This is a genomic window from Pseudoalteromonas rubra (assembly GCF_005887095.1).
Classification (GTDB): domain Bacteria; phylum Pseudomonadota; class Gammaproteobacteria; order Enterobacterales; family Alteromonadaceae; genus Pseudoalteromonas; species Pseudoalteromonas rubra_E.
On the sequence record NZ_PNCI01000008.1, the window covers coordinates 192,582 to 210,599 of the forward strand.

General features: G+C 50.3%; 16 protein-coding genes. 1 reads left to right on the top strand and 15 read right to left on the bottom strand.

What is annotated here, in order from left to right; all coding sequences use genetic code 11:
- Positions 1 to 288 precede the first annotated feature (288 nt).
- The gene (locus CWB99_RS04260) at positions 289 to 774 is read left to right on the top strand and encodes a DUF721 domain-containing protein (RefSeq protein ID WP_138550745.1); all 486 of its coding nucleotides are present in this window, start codon (positions 289 to 291) and stop codon (positions 772 to 774) included.
- Between the two features lie 32 nt (positions 775 to 806).
- Here the strand turns inward: CWB99_RS04260 and lpxC are convergent, their stop codons facing one another.
- The 15 genes from lpxC to rsmH all read right to left on the bottom strand — a co-directional run bounded on the left by lpxC (position 807) and on the right by rsmH (position 18,015).
- Positions 807 to 1,730: a UDP-3-O-acyl-N-acetylglucosamine deacetylase gene (gene lpxC / locus CWB99_RS04265; protein ID WP_138550746.1), complete on the bottom strand. Its 924-nt coding sequence runs from the start codon at positions 1,728 to 1,730 to the stop codon at positions 807 to 809.
- Positions 1,731 to 1,825: 95 nt separating this feature from the next.
- Positions 1,826 to 3,040, bottom strand: coding sequence for a cell division protein FtsZ (gene ftsZ, locus CWB99_RS04270; protein ID WP_138550747.1), 1,215 nt, complete (start codon positions 3,038 to 3,040; stop codon positions 1,826 to 1,828).
- Positions 3,041 to 3,060: 20 nt separating this feature from the next.
- Positions 3,061 to 4,296, bottom strand: coding sequence for a cell division protein FtsA (ftsA, locus tag CWB99_RS04275; protein WP_138550748.1), 1,236 nt, complete (start codon positions 4,294 to 4,296; stop codon positions 3,061 to 3,063).
- The gene (locus CWB99_RS04280) at positions 4,293 to 5,072 is read right to left on the bottom strand and encodes a cell division protein FtsQ/DivIB (RefSeq protein WP_138550749.1); all 780 of its coding nucleotides are present in this window, start codon (positions 5,070 to 5,072) and stop codon (positions 4,293 to 4,295) included. Before CWB99_RS04280 ends, ftsA begins: the two co-directional genes overlap by 4 nt.
- Before the next feature lies 1 nt (position 5,073).
- A complete protein-coding gene (locus tag CWB99_RS04285; RefSeq protein ID WP_138550750.1) occupies positions 5,074 to 5,982 on the bottom strand; it encodes a D-alanine--D-alanine ligase in 909 nt (302 codons plus the stop codon).
- Entirely contained in the window at positions 5,979 to 7,388 is a 1,410-nt protein-coding gene (gene murC, locus CWB99_RS04290; RefSeq protein WP_249331707.1) for a UDP-N-acetylmuramate--L-alanine ligase, read from the bottom strand. The genes CWB99_RS04285 and murC overlap by 4 nt, the downstream gene beginning before the upstream one ends.
- A gap of 38 nt (positions 7,389 to 7,426) precedes the next feature.
- The gene (gene murG, locus CWB99_RS04295; RefSeq protein WP_138550752.1) at positions 7,427 to 8,491 is read right to left on the bottom strand and encodes an undecaprenyldiphospho-muramoylpentapeptide beta-N-acetylglucosaminyltransferase; all 1,065 of its coding nucleotides are present in this window, start codon (positions 8,489 to 8,491) and stop codon (positions 7,427 to 7,429) included.
- A complete protein-coding gene (gene ftsW, locus CWB99_RS04300; RefSeq protein WP_138550753.1) occupies positions 8,488 to 9,663 on the bottom strand; it encodes a cell division protein FtsW in 1,176 nt (391 codons plus the stop codon). Before ftsW ends, murG begins: the two co-directional genes overlap by 4 nt.
- Complete coding sequence (murD, locus tag CWB99_RS04305) at positions 9,657 to 10,982, bottom strand: UDP-N-acetylmuramoyl-L-alanine--D-glutamate ligase (protein WP_138550754.1); 1,326 nt, start codon at positions 10,980 to 10,982, stop codon at positions 9,657 to 9,659. The genes ftsW and murD overlap by 7 nt, the downstream gene beginning before the upstream one ends.
- Before the next feature lie 22 nt (positions 10,983 to 11,004).
- Complete coding sequence (gene mraY / locus CWB99_RS04310; protein WP_138550755.1) at positions 11,005 to 12,087, bottom strand: phospho-N-acetylmuramoyl-pentapeptide-transferase; 1,083 nt, start codon at positions 12,085 to 12,087, stop codon at positions 11,005 to 11,007.
- Positions 12,081 to 13,484: a UDP-N-acetylmuramoyl-tripeptide--D-alanyl-D-alanine ligase gene (locus tag CWB99_RS04315; RefSeq protein ID WP_138550756.1), complete on the bottom strand. Its 1,404-nt coding sequence runs from the start codon at positions 13,482 to 13,484 to the stop codon at positions 12,081 to 12,083. The genes mraY and CWB99_RS04315 overlap by 7 nt, the downstream gene beginning before the upstream one ends.
- Positions 13,481 to 14,956, bottom strand: a complete 1,476-nt coding sequence (locus CWB99_RS04320; protein WP_432760821.1) for a UDP-N-acetylmuramoyl-L-alanyl-D-glutamate--2,6-diaminopimelate ligase — start codon at positions 14,954 to 14,956, stop codon at positions 13,481 to 13,483. The genes CWB99_RS04315 and CWB99_RS04320 overlap by 4 nt, the downstream gene beginning before the upstream one ends.
- Complete coding sequence (locus tag CWB99_RS04325) at positions 14,949 to 16,763, bottom strand: penicillin-binding transpeptidase domain-containing protein (RefSeq protein ID WP_138550758.1); 1,815 nt, start codon at positions 16,761 to 16,763, stop codon at positions 14,949 to 14,951. Before CWB99_RS04325 ends, CWB99_RS04320 begins: the two co-directional genes overlap by 8 nt.
- Positions 16,760 to 17,080: a cell division protein FtsL gene (gene ftsL, locus CWB99_RS04330; RefSeq protein ID WP_138550759.1), complete on the bottom strand. Its 321-nt coding sequence runs from the start codon at positions 17,078 to 17,080 to the stop codon at positions 16,760 to 16,762. Before ftsL ends, CWB99_RS04325 begins: the two co-directional genes overlap by 4 nt.
- Positions 17,080 to 18,015 (bottom strand): 16S rRNA (cytosine(1402)-N(4))-methyltransferase RsmH, encoded by a 936-nt coding sequence (rsmH, locus tag CWB99_RS04335; RefSeq protein WP_138550760.1) that lies wholly within the window; start codon positions 18,013 to 18,015, stop codon positions 17,080 to 17,082. Before rsmH ends, ftsL begins: the two co-directional genes overlap by 1 nt.
- Positions 18,016 to 18,018 lie beyond the last annotated feature (3 nt).

Genomic DNA, 18,018 nt, shown 5'->3' on the forward strand with positions numbered 1-18,018 from the left:
AGACTATGCGCGTCTGCAAACCATCAAAAAGTAATCTGTTCCTATTTAATCATACAAGGTTGGGAAACACACCCGAACCACTCAATGGTAGCTGGCAATGTCGACTTCCATATGCAGAAAGTAGGTAAGGTTTTTGAGGTACTGACCCTATATATTGGGGTAATAGGCGCGTATTTCAAGCACAATCTCAATCGCGGGTATGTATCTACTACCTGTCATGGTATACACGCGTTATACTTGTACATGAAAGCGCTAAACCAGTAAGGTAAGCCGTTGTGAGTGGGTATTATGAGTAAAAATCGGTTTGATCCTAAGCCGCTAGGTGAATTAGCCGGTGGCTGGTCAGATAAACTGCATGGCTATATGCAAAAAGCACAGGGGATCACTGAACTGCAGCAACCTCTGCAAAACGCTTTGGGCCCTGTTCTTAGCAAAAAGTGTCGTGTTGCCAATTACCAGGACGGGACTTTATATGTTGAGGCGGCTTCGGCAACATTAGCAACGCGATTAAACTACCTGAAAATGGAGATCCTCAGTAGTTTTCGCGCCGCAGGTTACCATGACTGTTGCCAGGTTAAGATTGGCACCAACCCAGAGGCACAACAAAGACTTACCAAGCCTCATAATCAGATTAAGACACCCGACGCGAGCTATTCAGGACGCCAAATGAGTGAGCAAACGGCAGGCGATTTAATGGCACTCGCAGAACATGCTCCAGCCGGGCTAAAAGAAAAACTACTGCGCCTGGCAAAACATGGCAGGCAAAAAAAATGACGCACTCGGCGTCATTTTTCATCTAATTTTTTTCAGGCAGTAACCAAAGACGTATCTACGTCCATACCCGGTGCTGGCATAGTCACAGGCTCATCAAATGTTGCCCATTCCCAAGCAGACTCTGACGCCATGATCTGACGCAGTAGCTTATTGTTAAGGCCATGACCTGACTTGAAGCAAGTGATCTTGCCCAGAATATTGTGTCCAGCCATAAACATGTCGCCCACACAATCCAAGATCTTGTGCTTTACGAATTCATCTTTATAACGTAATCCGTTCGGGTTCAAAACCTTGAACTCGTCCAGAACAACAGCATTATCCATACTGCCACCCAGAGCCAGGTTATTAGCATGCATATACTCGATGTCTTTCATGAAACCGAATGTACGTGCACGGCTGATCTCTTCAGTAAAGCTCTGTGCGGTAATGTCTAAGCCAATACGCTGACGACTAGCATTAATTGCCGGGTGGTTGAAAGCAATTTCAAAGTCGATATGGAAACCGTCATAAGGCTCAATTTCAGCCCATTTGTCACCGTCTTCCACACGCACTTTTTCTTTGATACGAATAAAGCGCTTTGCTTGATTCTGCTCTGCAATACCGCCTTTTTGCAGTAAGTAAATGAAAGGTAATGCACTACCGTCCATAATCGGTACTTCTGCACTATCCAGCTCAACGATCAAGTTATCAATACCCAGTGCCGCAACGGCCGCAATTAAATGCTCCGTTGTTGACAGACGAACACCGTCTTTATTGGTCAAACAAGTACACAATTGCGTGTCGCCCACAGCTTCAGGGGTTGTTTCAAAATCGACAACCGGGTCGAGATCTACGCGACGAAATACGATCCCCGTATTTACGCTCGCAGGTCGGAGAGTGATCGTGACCTTTTCACCTTTGTGTAATCCTACACCTGTGGCTTTAACGACTTCAGCAATCGTTCGTTGTTTTATCATAGGTTCGTCCGCTTCTGACTGGTTAATGACTAATGAGACCGCAAATTCTATCACAGATAGAAGTCGCTGCCAATCGTTTGTTTTTTAACCTGACGTTAATCAGATTGTTTGCGCAAAAACGCAGGGATATCAAAGTAATCCCCTTTTTCTTTACCACCTGAGCTATTCGACGATGCCGGTGTGCTTGCCGGTTTAGGCTCAGAAACAGTGGCACTGCTTTGCTCAGGCTCGCTACTTTCACCGCTGGTTTGCGTGAAGCTGGGGACAAACATATTCTGTCCTTTGCCGCCTTCACTGTCAGAACCAACCGCTTTCTTGAGGCCGTTGTCAACAATGCCAAATTGAGGTCTGCGCTCGCCACCGAGCCCAGTTGCAACCACAGTCACGCGCAGCTCTTCACTCATCTCTGGGTCGATAACAGCACCAACTACTACTGTTGCATTTTCAGACGCCAGCGCCTTCACATGGTTCCCCACAATCTCAAATTCTTCGATTGTGATGTCCATCCCAGCCGTGATGTTAACCAAAATACCTTTCGCACCGGTTAAATCAACATCTTCAAGTAAGGGGCTGGAAATTGCAGCTTCTGCCGCTTCCTGTGCCCGATCTGGACCACTGGCCGCAGCCGTGCCCATCATCGCCGTGCCCATCGCCGACATCACTGTACGTACGTCCGCAAAGTCCACATTGATCAAACCTGAACGGGTGATCAGTTCAGCGATACCCTGCACCGCGCCGTACAATACGTCGTTTGCTTTAGCGAAGGCATCTAATAATGTAGTACCTTTGCCTAAAACTTTAAGTAACTTGTTGTTAGGAATTGTGATGAGTGAATCTACAATTTCTGACAACTCACCAATGCCCTGATCGGCTGCCGCCATGCGCTTTTTGCCTTCCAGATCGAAAGGACGTGTCACCACTGCCACAGTCAGGATGCCTAGCTCTTTGGCCACACGCGCAACAACCGGCGCCGCCCCAGTGCCTGTTCCACCACCCATACCGGCAGCGATAAACACCATGTCAGCCCCTTCAAGGCTCGCTTTAATGGCATCGACATCTTCTTCAGCTGCACTACGACCAACTTCAGGGTTCGCCCCAGCACCCAGGCCTTGGGTGATCTGAGTGCCCAGTTGCACAGTCACATCGGCAGAGGACTTACGCAGAGCCTGCGCATCGGTGTTCGCCACGATGAAGCGAACGCCTTCAATTTCCTGCTTTACCATGTGTTCTACAGCGTTACCGCCGCCGCCACCGACGCCGATGACTTTAATAACGGCTTCTTCGCCGTGTTGTTCCATAATATCAAACATCTTCACTCTCCGACTTGAGCTTAAAACTCACCTTGGAACCATTTTGTAACTCGGTTCCACCAACCATCTTCGGCATCCGCTTTCGTCCTGTGTGCATTTTTGACTTGCAGCGTTCGGCCATATTGTAACAAACCTACCGCTGTTGCGTATGCCGGATCATCAACATAATCGGTTAACCCTGTTATCCCTACAGGTTTACCAACACGAACGGGCATCTGGAAAATGTCTTCTGCCACTTCCAGTGCCCCTTTCATTTTCGCACTGCCGCCGGTAAGCACAATACCCGCGGCAATTTGATCTTCAAACCCAGACCGACGTACCTCTTCAAGTACGAGCTCAAACAGCTCTCGAAATCTGGGCTCGACAACCTCAGATAAGGTGTGTCGAGACATAATCCGCGCAGGCCTTCCACCTACGCTGGGGACTTCAATCGTTTCTTCGTTGCTAGCCATCTGGCTGCTCGCGTAGGCATATTGTACCTTCAGCGATTCCGCGTGAGAAATAGGGGTGCGGAAAATTTTTGCAATATCCCCAGTAACCTGATTACCAGCCACCGGGATAACGGCGGTATGGCGCAATGCACCATTGACGTAGATAGCAATGTCCATGGTACCACCACCAATATCGACAACCGCCACGCCCAGCTCTTTTTCGTCTTCAGTCAGTACTGAGTAACACGATGCCAGTGCTGTAAAAGTCAGTTGATCAACCTGCAACCCACAACGCTCGACACACTTTTCGATGTTTTTCGCCATGTCGTTTGAGCAGGTAATAATATGCGCCTTGGCTTCCATTCTGACACCACTCATGCCCAGTGGATTCTTAATGCCTTCTTGCATATCCACGCTATATTCCTGAGGCAGCGAATGCAGCATTTTACGCTCTGCTGACATAGGAACTGATCGTGCAATATGGATCACGTTTGCGATATCATCATCAGTGATCTCTGCATTATTGTTAATTGCAACAACACCGCTCTCGTTCTGGCACTGAATGTGTTTACCCGAAATACCGAGGTACACTGAACTGATCCGACAATCAGCCATCAGCTCAGCTTCGTCAACAGCGCGTTTGATAGAATCAGATACCAGATTGAGGTCGTTGACACCTCCTTTATCCATACCATGGGCAACCTGATTTCCGACCCCCACGATACTCAGCTGGTTGTCTGCGGTGATCTCCCCAACCGTTGCAACCACCTTAGAGGTGCCCACATCCAGTCCAATCACTAAGTTTCTCTCTGCCGACTTGGTCATGCTTTACTCTTATCTTTATTGTCTTCGTTCTGGCTGAACTTCCAGCTAACCGCCAGTCCCGTATCATATCTCAGGTCAATCGCATCTACCTGAGCCCCCTCAGGCTTTTCCAGCCTTGGGTAAACATCTATAAACCTCTGAACACGCTGTGCTTTGTCTTCACGGCCCAGATTAAGTCGAATGCCGTTATCCAGCCATAACTGCCAGGCAAATCGCTCTGAAAGTGCCAGACTCACCAGATTAAACTGATTGACGGCCAACATTTCTTTTAATTGCACAAACGTCTGCCAGGCTTCTACTTCACTGCCCTCGGGGCCGTATAGCTCTGGTAGCGTCTTTGGCAACCGAGTGCTATTGGCCTGAAACACACCGCCTGCACTATTTAACAACAAGTCGCTATTCCAATAAGCAACCGGTTTATGTTCAACCACATATACCTGCAAAGCATCTGGCCACTGCTTCCTGACCGAAACAGTCGCCACCCAAGGCAGAGCTTGTACCTGATCGTGCACTGCCTTTACATCGAGTTCAAAGAAACTCGACAGATCCGCTTTTCGGATCGCTGCCACAATGTCATTCTCGGCCGTGTAATATGGCTGGCCAAGTACCGTCAGGGTCTTGATTTGGGTATCTCTGTGCTGGGTTAACCAGTCACGCGCCCACAGCCCTGTTTGCATCAGACCAATTAGCACTATCAGAAAAAAGCTCACACCAAAAAACAGTGACCAGTTAACACTGTGTTTTAGAGCGGCGATTTTTCCCAAAAGAGCACGCATATTAAAGGGTTTGTTCCAAAATGCGAATAACTAATTGCTTAAATGACAACCCATTTTGCTTTGCTGCCATAGGCACCAAAGATTTTTCAGTCATTCCCGGTACCGTATTCACTTCCAGCAGATAAAACTGACCATTGCTATCTTGCATGGCATCTACCCGGCCCCAGCCTGTTGCGCCAACCAGCTCAAATGCATGTTTGGCCATCACCTGCAGTTGCTCGGTGTGCGCCGCACTAATCTCTGCCGGACAATAGTACTCAGTACTGTTGACCTGATACTTTGCCTGATAATCATAAAACCCCCGAGGCGTGCGCATTTCAATCACAGGAAGTGCCTCTTCTGCGAGCATAGCAACGGTAAATTCTCTGCCCTCAATCCACTGCTCAACGAGGACTTCATCATCATATTTAAATGCTTCAGTGAGCGCAGCTTGCAGCTCCTGTGCCGAGGTAGCCTGAGTCATACCAATACTGGAGCCCTCATGACTTGGCTTAACCATGACTTTGCCAAATTCAGCCATCATCGCGCTGGTATCAATGTCCTGAGATGCTTTGACCACGCAGTAGCGTGCCGTACTCAACTTGGCAGATTCAAACAACTGTTTGCAGCGGATCTTATCCATTGCCAATGCACTACCAAGCACACCGCTCCCCGTGTAAGGTAGCCCCATAAATTCAAGTGCCCCTTGTACTGTACCATCTTCACCACCTCGGCCATGCAAAGCGATAAACACCCTGTCCACCTTCAGGCTTTTCAACTCCCACAGGTTACGCTCGGCAGGATCAAATGGCACGACCTCGACACCAGCCTCTTCAAGCGCATTGATAATTGCCTGACCAGACTTTAGCGATACTTCGCGCTCGGCTGAGTGGCCCCCCAGCAGTACAGCAACTTTGCCAAACTCACTCATAATGCACCTTGTTTTAATTTTTCGACCGACAACTCTGTGGCTGCCAGTTGCTTGACGATTTGCCCAATATTGCCGGCTCCTTGCGTGATCACCAGGTCATTGTCACGTAATACGTCCGCCAGTACGGCCTGTAAATCCTGACCATCGGCGACATGAATTGGCTCAACGCCACGCTGGCGCAGACTGCGGCACAGACTCTTGCTGTCAGCACCGACGATAGGGGCTTCTCCAGCACTATATACATCTAACAACAACAATTGGTCGACTTCACTGAGGACTTTCACAAAGTCTTCATAGAGGTCACGGGTGCGCGTATAGCGATGCGGTTGATACAACATGACCAGGCGTTTATCAGGCCAGCCAGCTCGCGCCGCACGAATAGTTACAGCGACTTCCGAGGGATGGTGGCCATAATCATCAACCAACATGACTTCGCCACGTTCATTTTGGAAGGAGCCATAATGCTGGAAGCGCCGCCCAATTCCGGCAAACTTTTCCAGCGCCGTTAAAATAGCGTCGTTACCTATGTCATGATCTTTTGCCACGGCGATAGCCGCAGTAGCATTCAGCGCATTGTGCTTACCGGGCATGCTGAGTGTTACTTCAAGCTGTTCACCAGATTTATGCACCACTTTAAAGCGACTCTGGCTCTGCGTTTGCTCAAAGTCCACCATACGGTAATCCGCTTCAGGGTTTTCCCCGTACGTGATCGCAGGTCGGGCGAAGCGGGGTAACAACTCTTTTGCTACGTCAGAGTCTGTACACACCACTGCTAAGCCATAGAAAGGCAGGTTGTGAATGAACTCGACATACGTGTCTTTCATCTTTTCAAAGTCGCCATCATAGGTGTCCATATGATCGGCTTCGATATTAGTGATCACCGATACCATTGGCTGCAAATGTAAAAATGACGCGTCACTTTCGTCGGCCTCTGCAATCAGATAATCGCTGCTACCCACCTTGGCATTACTGCCCGCACTGTTTAACAAGCCGCCGATAATGAAGGTTGGGTCTAATCTCGCTTCGGCGAAAATACTCGCGATCAAGCTGGTAGTAGTGGTTTTACCATGGGTTCCTGCCACCGCAATACCATGGCGAAAGCGCATTAACTCAGCCAACATTTCGGCCCGTCTGACGACCGGTACCCGGGCGCGTTTCGCCGCCACAATCTCCGGGTTGCTGGTATCAATGGCGCTGGAAACCACAACTACGTCGGCATCTTTAACATTGTTTTCATCATGACCGATAAAAACTTCAGCCCCTGCGCGGATAAGACGTTCCGTCATCGCATTCTGGGCAATGTCTGAACCGGTAATTCGGTACCCTTCAAAAGCCAGTACCTCAGCAATACCACCCATACCGGCCCCACCTATTCCGATGAAGTGGATGGTGTTAATGCGTCTCATGGCTCTGCGTCTGTTAATTTCTTTCACTGTTTTCTCTTTTAATTCGTTACTTCTTCGCAAATGGCTGCCACTGACTGGGTTGCCGACAACTGCGCACAGGCTTTGGCTTTATTTGCTTTGTCCCAGATCAGTGCCTGATCACGACAATATGGGAGTAAAGTGTCACACAAATGCTGTGCAGATAAGCCTGACTGCGGGATTAAAAGTGCCGCCGACTCATCCACTAAAAATCGTGCATTGGCAGTCTGATGATCGTCTACCGCATGAGGTAAAGGCACAAAGATGGCCATCTTACCTGCTGCCGCAATCTCACTCACAGTCAGCGCCCCCGCACGGCAAATAACCACATCCGCCCAATCGTAGGCCTGGTCCATATCATCAATAAACTCTGCCACTTTGGCCTGTAAAGCACGGCGCTGGTATTCTGCCTCAAGCTCAACATGGTTACCTCTACCACTTTGATGCCAGATTTTGATATCACCGGACACCACCTTGGTCAGTAATGACATTGCTTCGGGTACTGTGTCATTAAGTACTTTCGCTCCCAGCGAACCACCGACAACCAGCACATTGACAGAGGCACCCGGTTGTTTTGGCTGAAGCTGCGCCACACTTGCACGTACGGGATTACCTACAACATCATGGGCACGCTCGGCAAAGGCCTGCGGAAATGCCGCTAATACTCTGCAGGCTATGCGTGCAAGCAGTTTATTGCTCAACCCGGCTACCGCATTTTGCTCATGGATCACCAGAGGCACCCCAGCTAATTTTGCTGCCAACCCTACGGGACCTGTAACATATCCTCCCATTGCGAGGATCACGTCCGGGCGACGGTGCCGAATAATGGCTCTGGCAGCAAAGATGGCTTTTATCACCATCCAGGGCGCAGTCAGCAATCGTTTCAAGCCATTGCCACGCACCCCTTTGACATCGACAAAATCGATGTCAATGTCATGCGCAGGCACAACGTGTGCCTCCATTCTGTCTGCGGTACCTACCCAGGATATCTTCCAGCCCTGCGCTTCCAATGCTTTAGCCACTGCAATACCCGGAAAGATATGCCCGCCCGTTCCACCGGCGACGACAAGTAACCGCTTGGTCATTTTTTACCTCCACGGGAAGTGGCCTGCCGCGTCGACAGCTTGGTTTCAAAATCAATGCGCTGCAATAAACCAGCGGCGATCGTCATAATCAATAAGCTAGAACCACCGTAGGATATGAAAGGTAAGGTCAAGCCCTTAGTTGGCAGCATTCCCGCACTCGCGCCTACATTCACCACAGTTTGAAACGCAAACCAGATACCAATCCCCAGAGCCAGATAACCTTCGTATTCTTTACCCGCTTTCAGCGCCTTTTGCCCGATAAGTAACGCTCTGAACACCAAAGTTGCGAGTGTCATCAACACACAAATCACACCAATAAAACCGAGTTCTTCGGCCACGACTGCAAAAATAAAGTCATTGTGGGCCTCAGGTAAGTACTGTAACTTCTGCACACTATTACCCAGCCCCTGACCGAGCCAGCCACCCTGACCGTACGCCATAAGTGACTGGACCAGCTGATACCCTTTCCCGAAGGGATCTTCCCAGGGTTCCAGGAAACCGACCACCCGCGCCATCCGGTAAGGTTCAAAAATAATCAACATCACAACCAGTAACACTCCGGTCAGCATCAGGGCAAAAAACTGCCAGAGTTTTGCACCGGCTAAAAATAGCAAACCGACTGTAGTAACAAACATCACCACCACAGTGCCTAAGTCCGGCTGCATCAGGATTAAAAATGCGTAGACCGCAAATACAATAATGGGTTTTGCAAACCCCTTAAGGTTTTCCTGCACTTCGTCACGCTTACGCACCAGATAACCGGCAATGTAGCTAAAGAAAAAGAGTTTCGCCGCTTCGGCCACCTGGAAACCTATCGGCCCAACAGGTAACCAGCGTTTTGAACCATTTACTTCACGCCCGACAACCAGTACAACCGCCAGTAACACCAGTCCTAACAGCAGCAGGTACGGATTAAAGCGCTTCCACCAGGTCATCGGCACTGTGGTACTGAGCCAGAACAACACCAATGCCATGACCAGAAACATGCCGTGGCGCGTCACTATATGATACGGGTTATCGTACAAGCGTTCTGCCACAGGCATAGAGGCACTGGTCACCATCACAAAGCCAATTCCGACCAGGCATAACATGGCATACAACAGTGGCACGTCGAATAACGAATCCGATGGAGCCGGGGTGAAAGAGCGCCGCAGTGCGGTCATACTCAGCATGCTTGACCCTCAACCAGCCGACAGAACTCCTCACCACGGGCCATGTAATTGGCATACATGTCAATGCTGGCACACGCTGGCGCCAGTAAAACCAGGTCCCCGGGCGTGGCCTGCTGAGCCGCCAGCGCCACCGCTTCACTCAGATTGTTAACCATCTGACTCTTAGGATGCAAAGGCATGAAATCCGCACCATCCTTACCAAAACAAAAGATGGTTTTACAGTAGCGCTGTAAAGGCTGCTTGAGTGGCGACAGATCCGCGCCTTTGGCATCGCCACCAACGATCAACAGGATCTGCCCCTGCTCACCGGCCAGACTCTCCAACGCCGCTACCGTCGCACCAACATTGGTTGCCTTAGAGTCATTAAAATAACGAACCCCTTTTACATCGGCAACCAACTGACAGCGATGCGGTAACCCTTTGAATGCTCTAAATGCCCTGATGAACGCACTCTGTGGCAAAGACAGCGGCGACAAGAGCGCCATCACAGCCAGAGCATTAAACTGATTATGTTTACCTGGCATGGCAAGCTCATCAACCGGGCACAGTTTTTTGCCATTGAGCGAAAAATAACTCTGTCCATCTTCTTGTGTTAAGCAACAGTTAGCCCCTTCAAGCGCCACGCTCAGCGCGTTATCGTGGGGTAAATAGGTGCGGGCGTCTTCGGCGTTATATACAAGACAATCGACCTGCTGATAGATGCGTAATTTGGCTTCGCAGTAGGCGGCAAAATCCGGGTACCTGTCCATATGATCTTCGGTGATGTTGAGGATCATCGCGCTCATACAGTGCAAACTATGGGTGGTTTCGAGCTGAAAACTCGACAGCTCCAGCACAAACACATCAAAGTCTTGCTCCAGCAGATCCAGCACCGAAGTACCAATGTTCCCGCCCAAGCCAATTTTGAGCCCCGCTTGCTGACACACCTCTGCAGCCAGGCTAACCACGGTTGACTTGCCGTTCGAACCTGTCACGGCGATCACAGGCTTGTCATTCAGGCGGGCAAATAGCTCAACGTCACCAATGACTTCAACCCCGGCTGCGATTGCCTGAGCCACACAGGTCTCATACAAAGGCACACCCGGGCTTATCACAACCAGATCGGTGGCACTCAGTGCCGCCTCTGCGAGCGGGCCAAATACCGCTTCACACTCTGGCAGGTTATGATTCATCCAGTCGGCTCCGGGAGGCACAGGTCGTGAGTCAACTACCTTAGGGGTAATCCCATGACGTACCAAAAAACGTACTATGCCCAGACCGGTTACACCCAGCCCGAGCACAGTAATATGTTTATTTTTTAAGGTGTCTAAATAACCCATATCATGACCTTAGTGTACTGCTTTAGCGGATCTTCAAAGTTGCCAGCCCCGCCAGCACTAATATGATCGAAATAATCCAAAATCGCACAATTACCCTGGGCTCTGGCCAGCCTTTTAATTCATAGTGATGATGGATAGGCGCCATGCGGAAAATCCGCTGACCACGCAACTTATAGGAGCCAACCTGCAAGATCACAGATAGAGCCTCCATCACAAATACGCCGCCCATAATCAGCAACACCAGTTCCTGACGTACCAATATAGCGATGATCCCGAGCGCGCCACCGAGTGCAAGTGAACCAACATCGCCCATAAAGACTTGAGCCGGATAGGTGTTAAACCACAAAAAGCCAAGCCCGGCACCAACAATTGCCGTGCAGACCACTACCAGCTCACTGGCAGAGGCTATATGAGGAATATGGAGGTAATTTGCAAACACGGCATTTCCGGTTACATATGCGATAATAGCCAGTGCCGACGCCACTAGAATGGTCGGCACTATGGCCAAGCCATCAAGTCCATCGGTCAGGTTCACGGCATTCGACGTGCCTACCAGCACAAAATAGCTCATCACCAGGTAAAACAAGCCCAGTTGTGGCAATACGTCTTTGAAAAATGGCACAACGAGCACAGTTTCTGACGGATCAGAGGAAGTAAAGTAAATAAAGGCTGCGACCGAAATAGCAATCACTGACTGCCAGAAATATTTCCACCTGGCTATCAAGCCTTTACTGTCTTTACGTATCACTTTACGGTAGTCATCAACGAACCCGACAATCCCCAGCGATCCAATCACAAACAAAGTGATCCAGACATATTTATTGCCAAGGTCACCCCATAGTAAGGTGCTGGCAAAAATGGCACCTAAGATCAGCAATCCGCCCATCGTTGGCGTGCCTGATTTAGATAAATGCGATTCAGGACCATCATCCCGGACTGTCTGGCCAATCTGCATTCGCTGTAATGCTCGGATCAGCTTGGGCCCGAAATACAAAGAGATCATTAACGCGGTCAGGATCCCCAGGATCGCTCGCAGCGTCAGATAGGAGAAAACGTTAAAGCCACTGTAATATTGCGTCAGATATTCCGCTAACCAGGCTAACATGGGCGTTCCTCTTCACTGTCAGAGCCATTATTCGATGCTTGCTCGGCTGCGACCAGATCGGCAACCAGTAATTCCATACGTGCACTGCGTGACCCTTTTACGACCACGGTGCAAACCTCATCGCGTTGTGCCAGTAATTGTACAATTGCCTGCAGCATATGCTCTCTCTGAGAAAAATGCCGATTGGCAGTTTCAAGTACATCGCTGGCATAACGGCTCAATACGCCTAATGAAAACAGCGCATCAATGCCTTTTTCTTTGGCATATTCACCCACTTCTTCGTGGTATCGACGTGCCTCTTCTCCCAGCTCGCCCATATCGCCTAACGCGAATACACGGTAACCCGGCATACTGGCTAACAAATCTATGGCGGCTTTAACTGAGCGAACATTCGCGTTATAGCTATCATCAATGATCCGCAACGTGTCTGATACTTCGATCAGATTGACGCGACCTTTTACCTCTGCCATGTTTTCCAGCGCCAGTTTGACATCTTCCAACGTCGCCCCCAGTTGCACAGTACAAGAGGCTGCGATCAGGGCATTCATGACGTTGTGCTCACCTGGTAACGGGAGCGTGATGGTGACACGTTGCGTACCCTGACACAGTGTAAAAGTGGCACGACCCAGTGTATCCAGGGTGATATCTTCCACCCACAGATCAAGTTGCTGTGTCATAGAGAAACGACTGGTACGTTGAGTTGTCAGACTTTGCTCCCACATCGGCGCAAAGCGACAATCACAATTCAACACAGCAACACCGTTATCTTTCAGACCGGAGAAAATTTCCCCTTTTGCCTGCCCAACTCCTTCAATCGAGCCAAAACCCTCAATGTGCGCCGGCGCAACATTGCAGACAACAGCAACATCTGGATTTACCAGTGCACTGGTATACGCAATTTCACCGATATGGTTTGCGCCCAGTTCTATCACAGCAAATTCATCGTCTTCACTGAGGCGTAACAAAGTCAGTGGCACCCCAATGTCATTATTGAAGTTACCAGCAGTCGCTAACACTTTGCCCAACCGAGACAAAATGGCCGCAGACATTTCTTTCACTGTGGTCTTGCCGACACTGCCCGTAATAGCAAGTGTTTTTGGCGCAACCTGCCTGATCACGGCCTGGCCAAGTTGCCCCAGTGCCAACCGTGTATCTTTTACCACAAGCTGTGGAATATCTACTTCTAGCGGATGGTCAACAATGGCGGCAACCGCCCCTTTTTGCTGCGCCTGGGCAACAAATTTGTGGCCGTCAAAATTCGGCCCTTTCAATGCCAGAAACACTTCGTTTTCGCTAATTGTGCGTGTATCTGTATTTACATTTGAAACACTGCGGTTTTGCCCGTCAAAAGGGGCCTTCAGTACATCCGCGAGCCAAGAGAGATCCATCTTGATCATGCACTTTCCCCTGTTAATATTTTCTGAGCCCAGCTAATGTCACTAAAAGCCAGGCGTTGGTTACCTATGATCTGATAGTCCTCGTGCCCTTTACCGGCGATCAGGATCACACTGTGTTGATCAGCGCCCCGAATTGCGTCACGTATGGCACTCGCTCTATCAGGCTGACAAAGAGCATACTCGGGCTTACTGAGCCCAGCCTTAATGTCTTCAATTATTGTTAATGGGTCCTCACCACGCGGGTTGTCACTGGTGATCACCACGGTATCTGCATATTGTTCCGCCGCTTGTGCCATTAACGCACGCTTGCCTTTATCGCGCTCACCACCGCAGCCAAACACACAGGTTACTTTACCTGGTACATGCTGCTGCAACGCCTGAAGTGCCAGTGCCAGCGCATCTGGTGTATGGGCGTAGTCGACCACACAAGTTGGCTGCCCGGCAACTTCAATTGCCTGCATCCGGCCGGTGACCGGCTGTAATTGCACAGCCCCTTCAACCAACTGAGCCAGTGGAACCCCCTGAACCAGCAATACAGCAAAAGCCGCACTCAGGTTGTACAGATTAAACTCACCAAATAACGGAGTGCTGACCTCAGCGTCTCCCCAGCTGGTGTGCACTCTGAAGTGGATCCCCTGACTGTCAAATTTCGCCTCACTGAAGTACACGAAATGCTGCAACGCCTCATGCAATAGGCCATCAGCAGGCTTGCGACCAAAGCCAATTGGGTGAGCAATTTTACCCGCTTTCAGCCAAGCCTGTGCCCAGGGGTCATCAATATTGAGCACCCCGTAATTCGGCTGACAGTTACTAAATAGCTGTAGCTTGGCCTCGGCATAGTTTTCCATTGTACCGTGATAATCAAGATGGTCGCGGCTCAGATTGGTAAATACCGCCACGTCAAACTGACACTGCGCGACTCGCCCCTGCACCAGACCATGAGACGATACTTCCATAGCAGCCAATTGGTAGCTGTGACGCAGCTCATTTAAAATACGTTGCAAATCTACATGAGACGGAGTGGTATTATGCAATGGCGTCAACGCATCTGGTGCACCATAACCCAGGGTGCCAATCACTGCACCGGGCAAACCACACGCGCTAGCCAGGTGTGCAATCATTGCCGTCGTGGTTGACTTGCCATTGGTTCCAGTGACACCAATGAGTTTCAGGGCGCGGCTGGGCTCGCCATAAAATGTCGCCGCCAGCAGAGCCACTTTGTCTGCCAGTGCGCTGATCCGTAATACTCGCTCATCCTCTACATCAAGGGTGCAGTGTGTGTCGGCCAATACCACAACTGCGCCACGCTTTAGCGCGGCTCCAACATACTGACCACCATCTTGCTGATGACCCCGCAGTGCAATAAAGCAATCGCCCGGACACACATCTCGGCTGTCCAGGCGCAAATCGTTAACGGGTATAGCTGGGTATGACACCCCAATATTTGCCAGTGCAAGGCTCAGATCATGTATCATTATCAGACCTCGACAGGTAGGCGACACGCTCTTTGTCCGGTGCCACATTTAAAATTCTCAGTGCATTGGAAACAATTTCGGCAAATACCGGCCCCGCCGTATGACCACCGTAATACACGTCACCGCCGGGTTCATTGATCATCACAACCACCGCAAGACGGGGATTACTGACCGGCGCAACGCCGGCGAAATAACCCACATATTCGTCGCCATACCCGCCCGCGATGGCCTTTTCCGAAGTACCGGTTTTAGCTGCTGCCCGATATCCATCGACGATGACATTAGAAGCCGTGCCGCCTTTTTCAAACACCGATTCCATCATCTCCACCACCGCCAGTGCATCTTCTTCACGGAACAGACGCTCCCCTGGCACAGGTCCATCCTGCTTTATTATGGTCAGTGGCCGGGAAATCCCGCCAGCACCAAACGTGGCGTAAAGTCTGGCTACCTGTGCCGTACTGACTGAAACCGCATAACCATATGACAAGGTAGCAATTTCAAAGTCAGACCAGCGACGGTTAGGATAAAACAGACCCGAGCTTTCACCAATCATCATAGTGCCGGTGTCTTCACCAAACCCAACCTGCTGATACAGGCCAACAAAATATTCTTTGGGCAGCATCTGGCTGATTTTAGCCACCCCCATGTTACTGGAGATCTTAAGGATTTCGCGCAGTGTCATTTCACCGTGATTACGCTCATCTTTGACCAAGCCACCATTAAGGCGCATCCAGCCCGGATAGGTATCTATGGTGTCGTCCGCCTGGATCACGCCATGATCTAACCCGGCCAGCACAGCCAACGGCTTGAGCGTGGAGCCCGGCTCAAACAGATCGGTTATGGCGCGGTTGCGGCGTTTATATGGCGCCGCGTCACTCATATCATTGGGGTTGAAGCTGGGACTATTGACCATCGCCAGAATTTCGCCGGTGTGCACATCAACCACCATAGCCGAGCCAGATGTTGCCTGATAAGTCAGTACAGCTGATTTAAGTGCCTGATAGGCGATGGCCTGGATCCGTAAATCAATACTCAGGTGCACATCTTCCGGCTCTACACGCTCTTCTTCAGCCAAAACCTGAACCTCGCGCCCCTGTGCATCCTTACGTATGGTGCGGCGGCCTTCAGTGCCAGTCATCGCCTTGTCATAGAGCTTTTCAATGCCTTCGATACCAATGCCATCAATATTGGTGACGCCCAGTACATGGGCCGTGACTTCCCCATTGGGGTAATAACGTTTCGACTCGTCGAGTAAGTGGATCCCGGGTAAGCGCATCTGACGAATATAGTTGGCCACCGCAGGCGTGACCTGGCGCTTCAAATACACAAAGCGACGCTTGGGATTGTCGCGCAGGCGTTTATCTATCTTTTCTTGCTTGATTTGCAGTACATCTGCCAGTTCCCGCCAACGCACTTCGTCCCGATAAAAGGCTTGTTTACGGGCACTCAGCTCTGCTGCGTTGTCGGCTAATGCCTGAGTATCTTCACCATTACGACGGGCTTTTCTCAGCACCTTTTTCGATAATGCCTTGTCCAGCGCCTTAGGATCAGCATACACACTGACCACAGGCACACTGACCGCCAGTTCCTTGCCATTGCGATCGAAGATCATCCCCCGTTGTACCCGCACAGTCTCAACTCGCACAGTGCGCTTGGCATTTTCAGAACGAGCTTTATCAGGCTCAATCACCTGCAAATATGCGGCACGCGCAATCAGTGCGGCAAATACCAGCACCAGCATCACGCTGACCAACGCAAAACGCCAGCTGATTAAATTGACTGTGGTCTTCTTCGCCGGGCTCATGGTAGTACGATCACCTGTTCTTCTTTACTGGTTGGCCGCTTCATCTGTAACTGGGTTCTGGCCACTTCTTCGATGCGTGCATGTTGCGAGTAAAACTCCTCCTCAACTAACAAGTAGCGCCATTCCAGATCCAGTTCATCGCGTTTTTGTAATAATTTATCCTGCTCAATCAGCTGCTGACGGGTTAGGTGGGTCACCTGCACCACAGCAAGTGCCGACCCTAAGGTCAATGCCAGCAGCAAAAACGTCAGCTTGTTATCCAGTAACAACTGGCATATTTCTAAAAATAACTTAGGCTGACGCTGATGCTTTTTCATTACAGTTTCTCAGCAATTCTCAACACTGAGCTGCGCGCCCGCGGATTGGCATCAATTTCTGCCTGGCTCGGTTTGATAGCCTTGCCCACCGCCTTTAGTGTCAGATTTTGCTTTAGCTGTGCATCCGTCAGCGGCAAACCGCGTGGCACAGCCTCGCCTTTACTCTGTTTTTTAATAAATTGCTTAACAATGCGATCTTCCAGCGAGTGAAACGAGATCACCACCAGGCGCCCACCCGGTTTTAATACCGTCAACGCAGCCTGCAATGCTGTCTGGATCTCTTCCAGCTCGCTGTTGATATAAATTCGAATCGCCTGAAAGGTACGGGTAGCAGGGTGCTTCTGCTTGTCTTTTACCGGCACCGCTTCATCAATGAGATCTGCCAGTTGCTTGGTTGAGGTGATCTCAGTGTGCTCACGGGTTTCAATGATTTTGGTCGCAATCCGGCGGGCAAACTTTTCCTCGCCATATTTTTTGATCACAAACACCATGTCTTCCAGCTCAGCTTCCGCTAACCACTGTGCGGCACTGCGACCTGCCGTAGGGTTCATTCGCATATCAAGCGGACCATCTTTCATGAAGCTAAAGCCACGCTCGGCATCATCAAGCTGAGGTGACGACACGCCAATGTCCAGCAAAATACCATCAACCTGACCCAGCAAGCCGGCATCACGGGCAACGCTCTCAATGTGCGAAAAACGATTGTGGGCAATACTGAAACGCGGATCGTCGGCAAACTTCTGCGCCGCCGCAATCGCTTGCGGGTCCTGATCGATGGCCTGCAACTTGCCCTGCTCGTTCAGCCGCTTAAGTATTTCACCCGAGTGACCACCGCGGCCGAATGTGCCATCGATATATGTGCCATCGGGTTGGATATTCAATGCATCCAGCGTTTCAGCCATCAGCACTGAAATATGTTGCCATTCTGTCGCCATAAA

What these genes read in the sequence shown, in the direction of transcription:
- CWB99_RS04315 (WP_138550756.1), bottom strand. Translation starts at nt 13,484, where the DNA reads ATGATCAAGATGGATCTCTCTTGGCTCGCGGATGTACTGAAGGCCCCT.
- CWB99_RS04285 (WP_138550750.1), bottom strand. Translation starts at nt 5,982, where the DNA reads ATGAGTGAGTTTGGCAAAGTTGCTGTACTGCTGGGGGGCCACTCAGCC.
- mraY (WP_138550755.1), bottom strand. Translation starts at nt 12,087, where the DNA reads ATGTTAGCCTGGTTAGCGGAATATCTGACGCAATATTACAGTGGCTTT.
- ftsA (WP_138550748.1), bottom strand. Translation starts at nt 4,296, where the DNA reads ATGACCAAGTCGGCAGAGAGAAACTTAGTGATTGGACTGGATGTGGGC.
- ftsW (WP_138550753.1), bottom strand. Translation starts at nt 9,663, where the DNA reads ATGCTGAGTATGACCGCACTGCGGCGCTCTTTCACCCCGGCTCCATCG.
- CWB99_RS04325 (WP_138550758.1), bottom strand. Translation starts at nt 16,763, where the DNA reads ATGAGCCCGGCGAAGAAGACCACAGTCAATTTAATCAGCTGGCGTTTT.
- CWB99_RS04280 (WP_138550749.1), bottom strand. Translation starts at nt 5,072, where the DNA reads ATGCGTGCTCTTTTGGGAAAAATCGCCGCTCTAAAACACAGTGTTAAC.
- rsmH (WP_138550760.1), bottom strand. Translation starts at nt 18,015, where the DNA reads ATGGCGACAGAATGGCAACATATTTCAGTGCTGATGGCTGAAACGCTG.
- murD (WP_138550754.1), bottom strand. Translation starts at nt 10,982, where the DNA reads ATGGGTTATTTAGACACCTTAAAAAATAAACATATTACTGTGCTCGGG.
- murC (WP_249331707.1), bottom strand. Translation starts at nt 7,388, where the DNA reads ATGAGACGCATTAACACCATCCACTTCATCGGAATAGGTGGGGCCGGT.
- ftsZ (WP_138550747.1), bottom strand. Translation starts at nt 3,040, where the DNA reads ATGTTTGATATTATGGAACAACACGGCGAAGAAGCCGTTATTAAAGTC.
- CWB99_RS04260 (WP_138550745.1), top strand. Translation starts at nt 289, where the DNA reads ATGAGTAAAAATCGGTTTGATCCTAAGCCGCTAGGTGAATTAGCCGGT.
- lpxC (WP_138550746.1), bottom strand. Translation starts at nt 1,730, where the DNA reads ATGATAAAACAACGAACGATTGCTGAAGTCGTTAAAGCCACAGGTGTA.
- murG (WP_138550752.1), bottom strand. Translation starts at nt 8,491, where the DNA reads ATGACCAAGCGGTTACTTGTCGTCGCCGGTGGAACGGGCGGGCATATC.
- ftsL (WP_138550759.1), bottom strand. Translation starts at nt 17,080, where the DNA reads ATGAAAAAGCATCAGCGTCAGCCTAAGTTATTTTTAGAAATATGCCAG.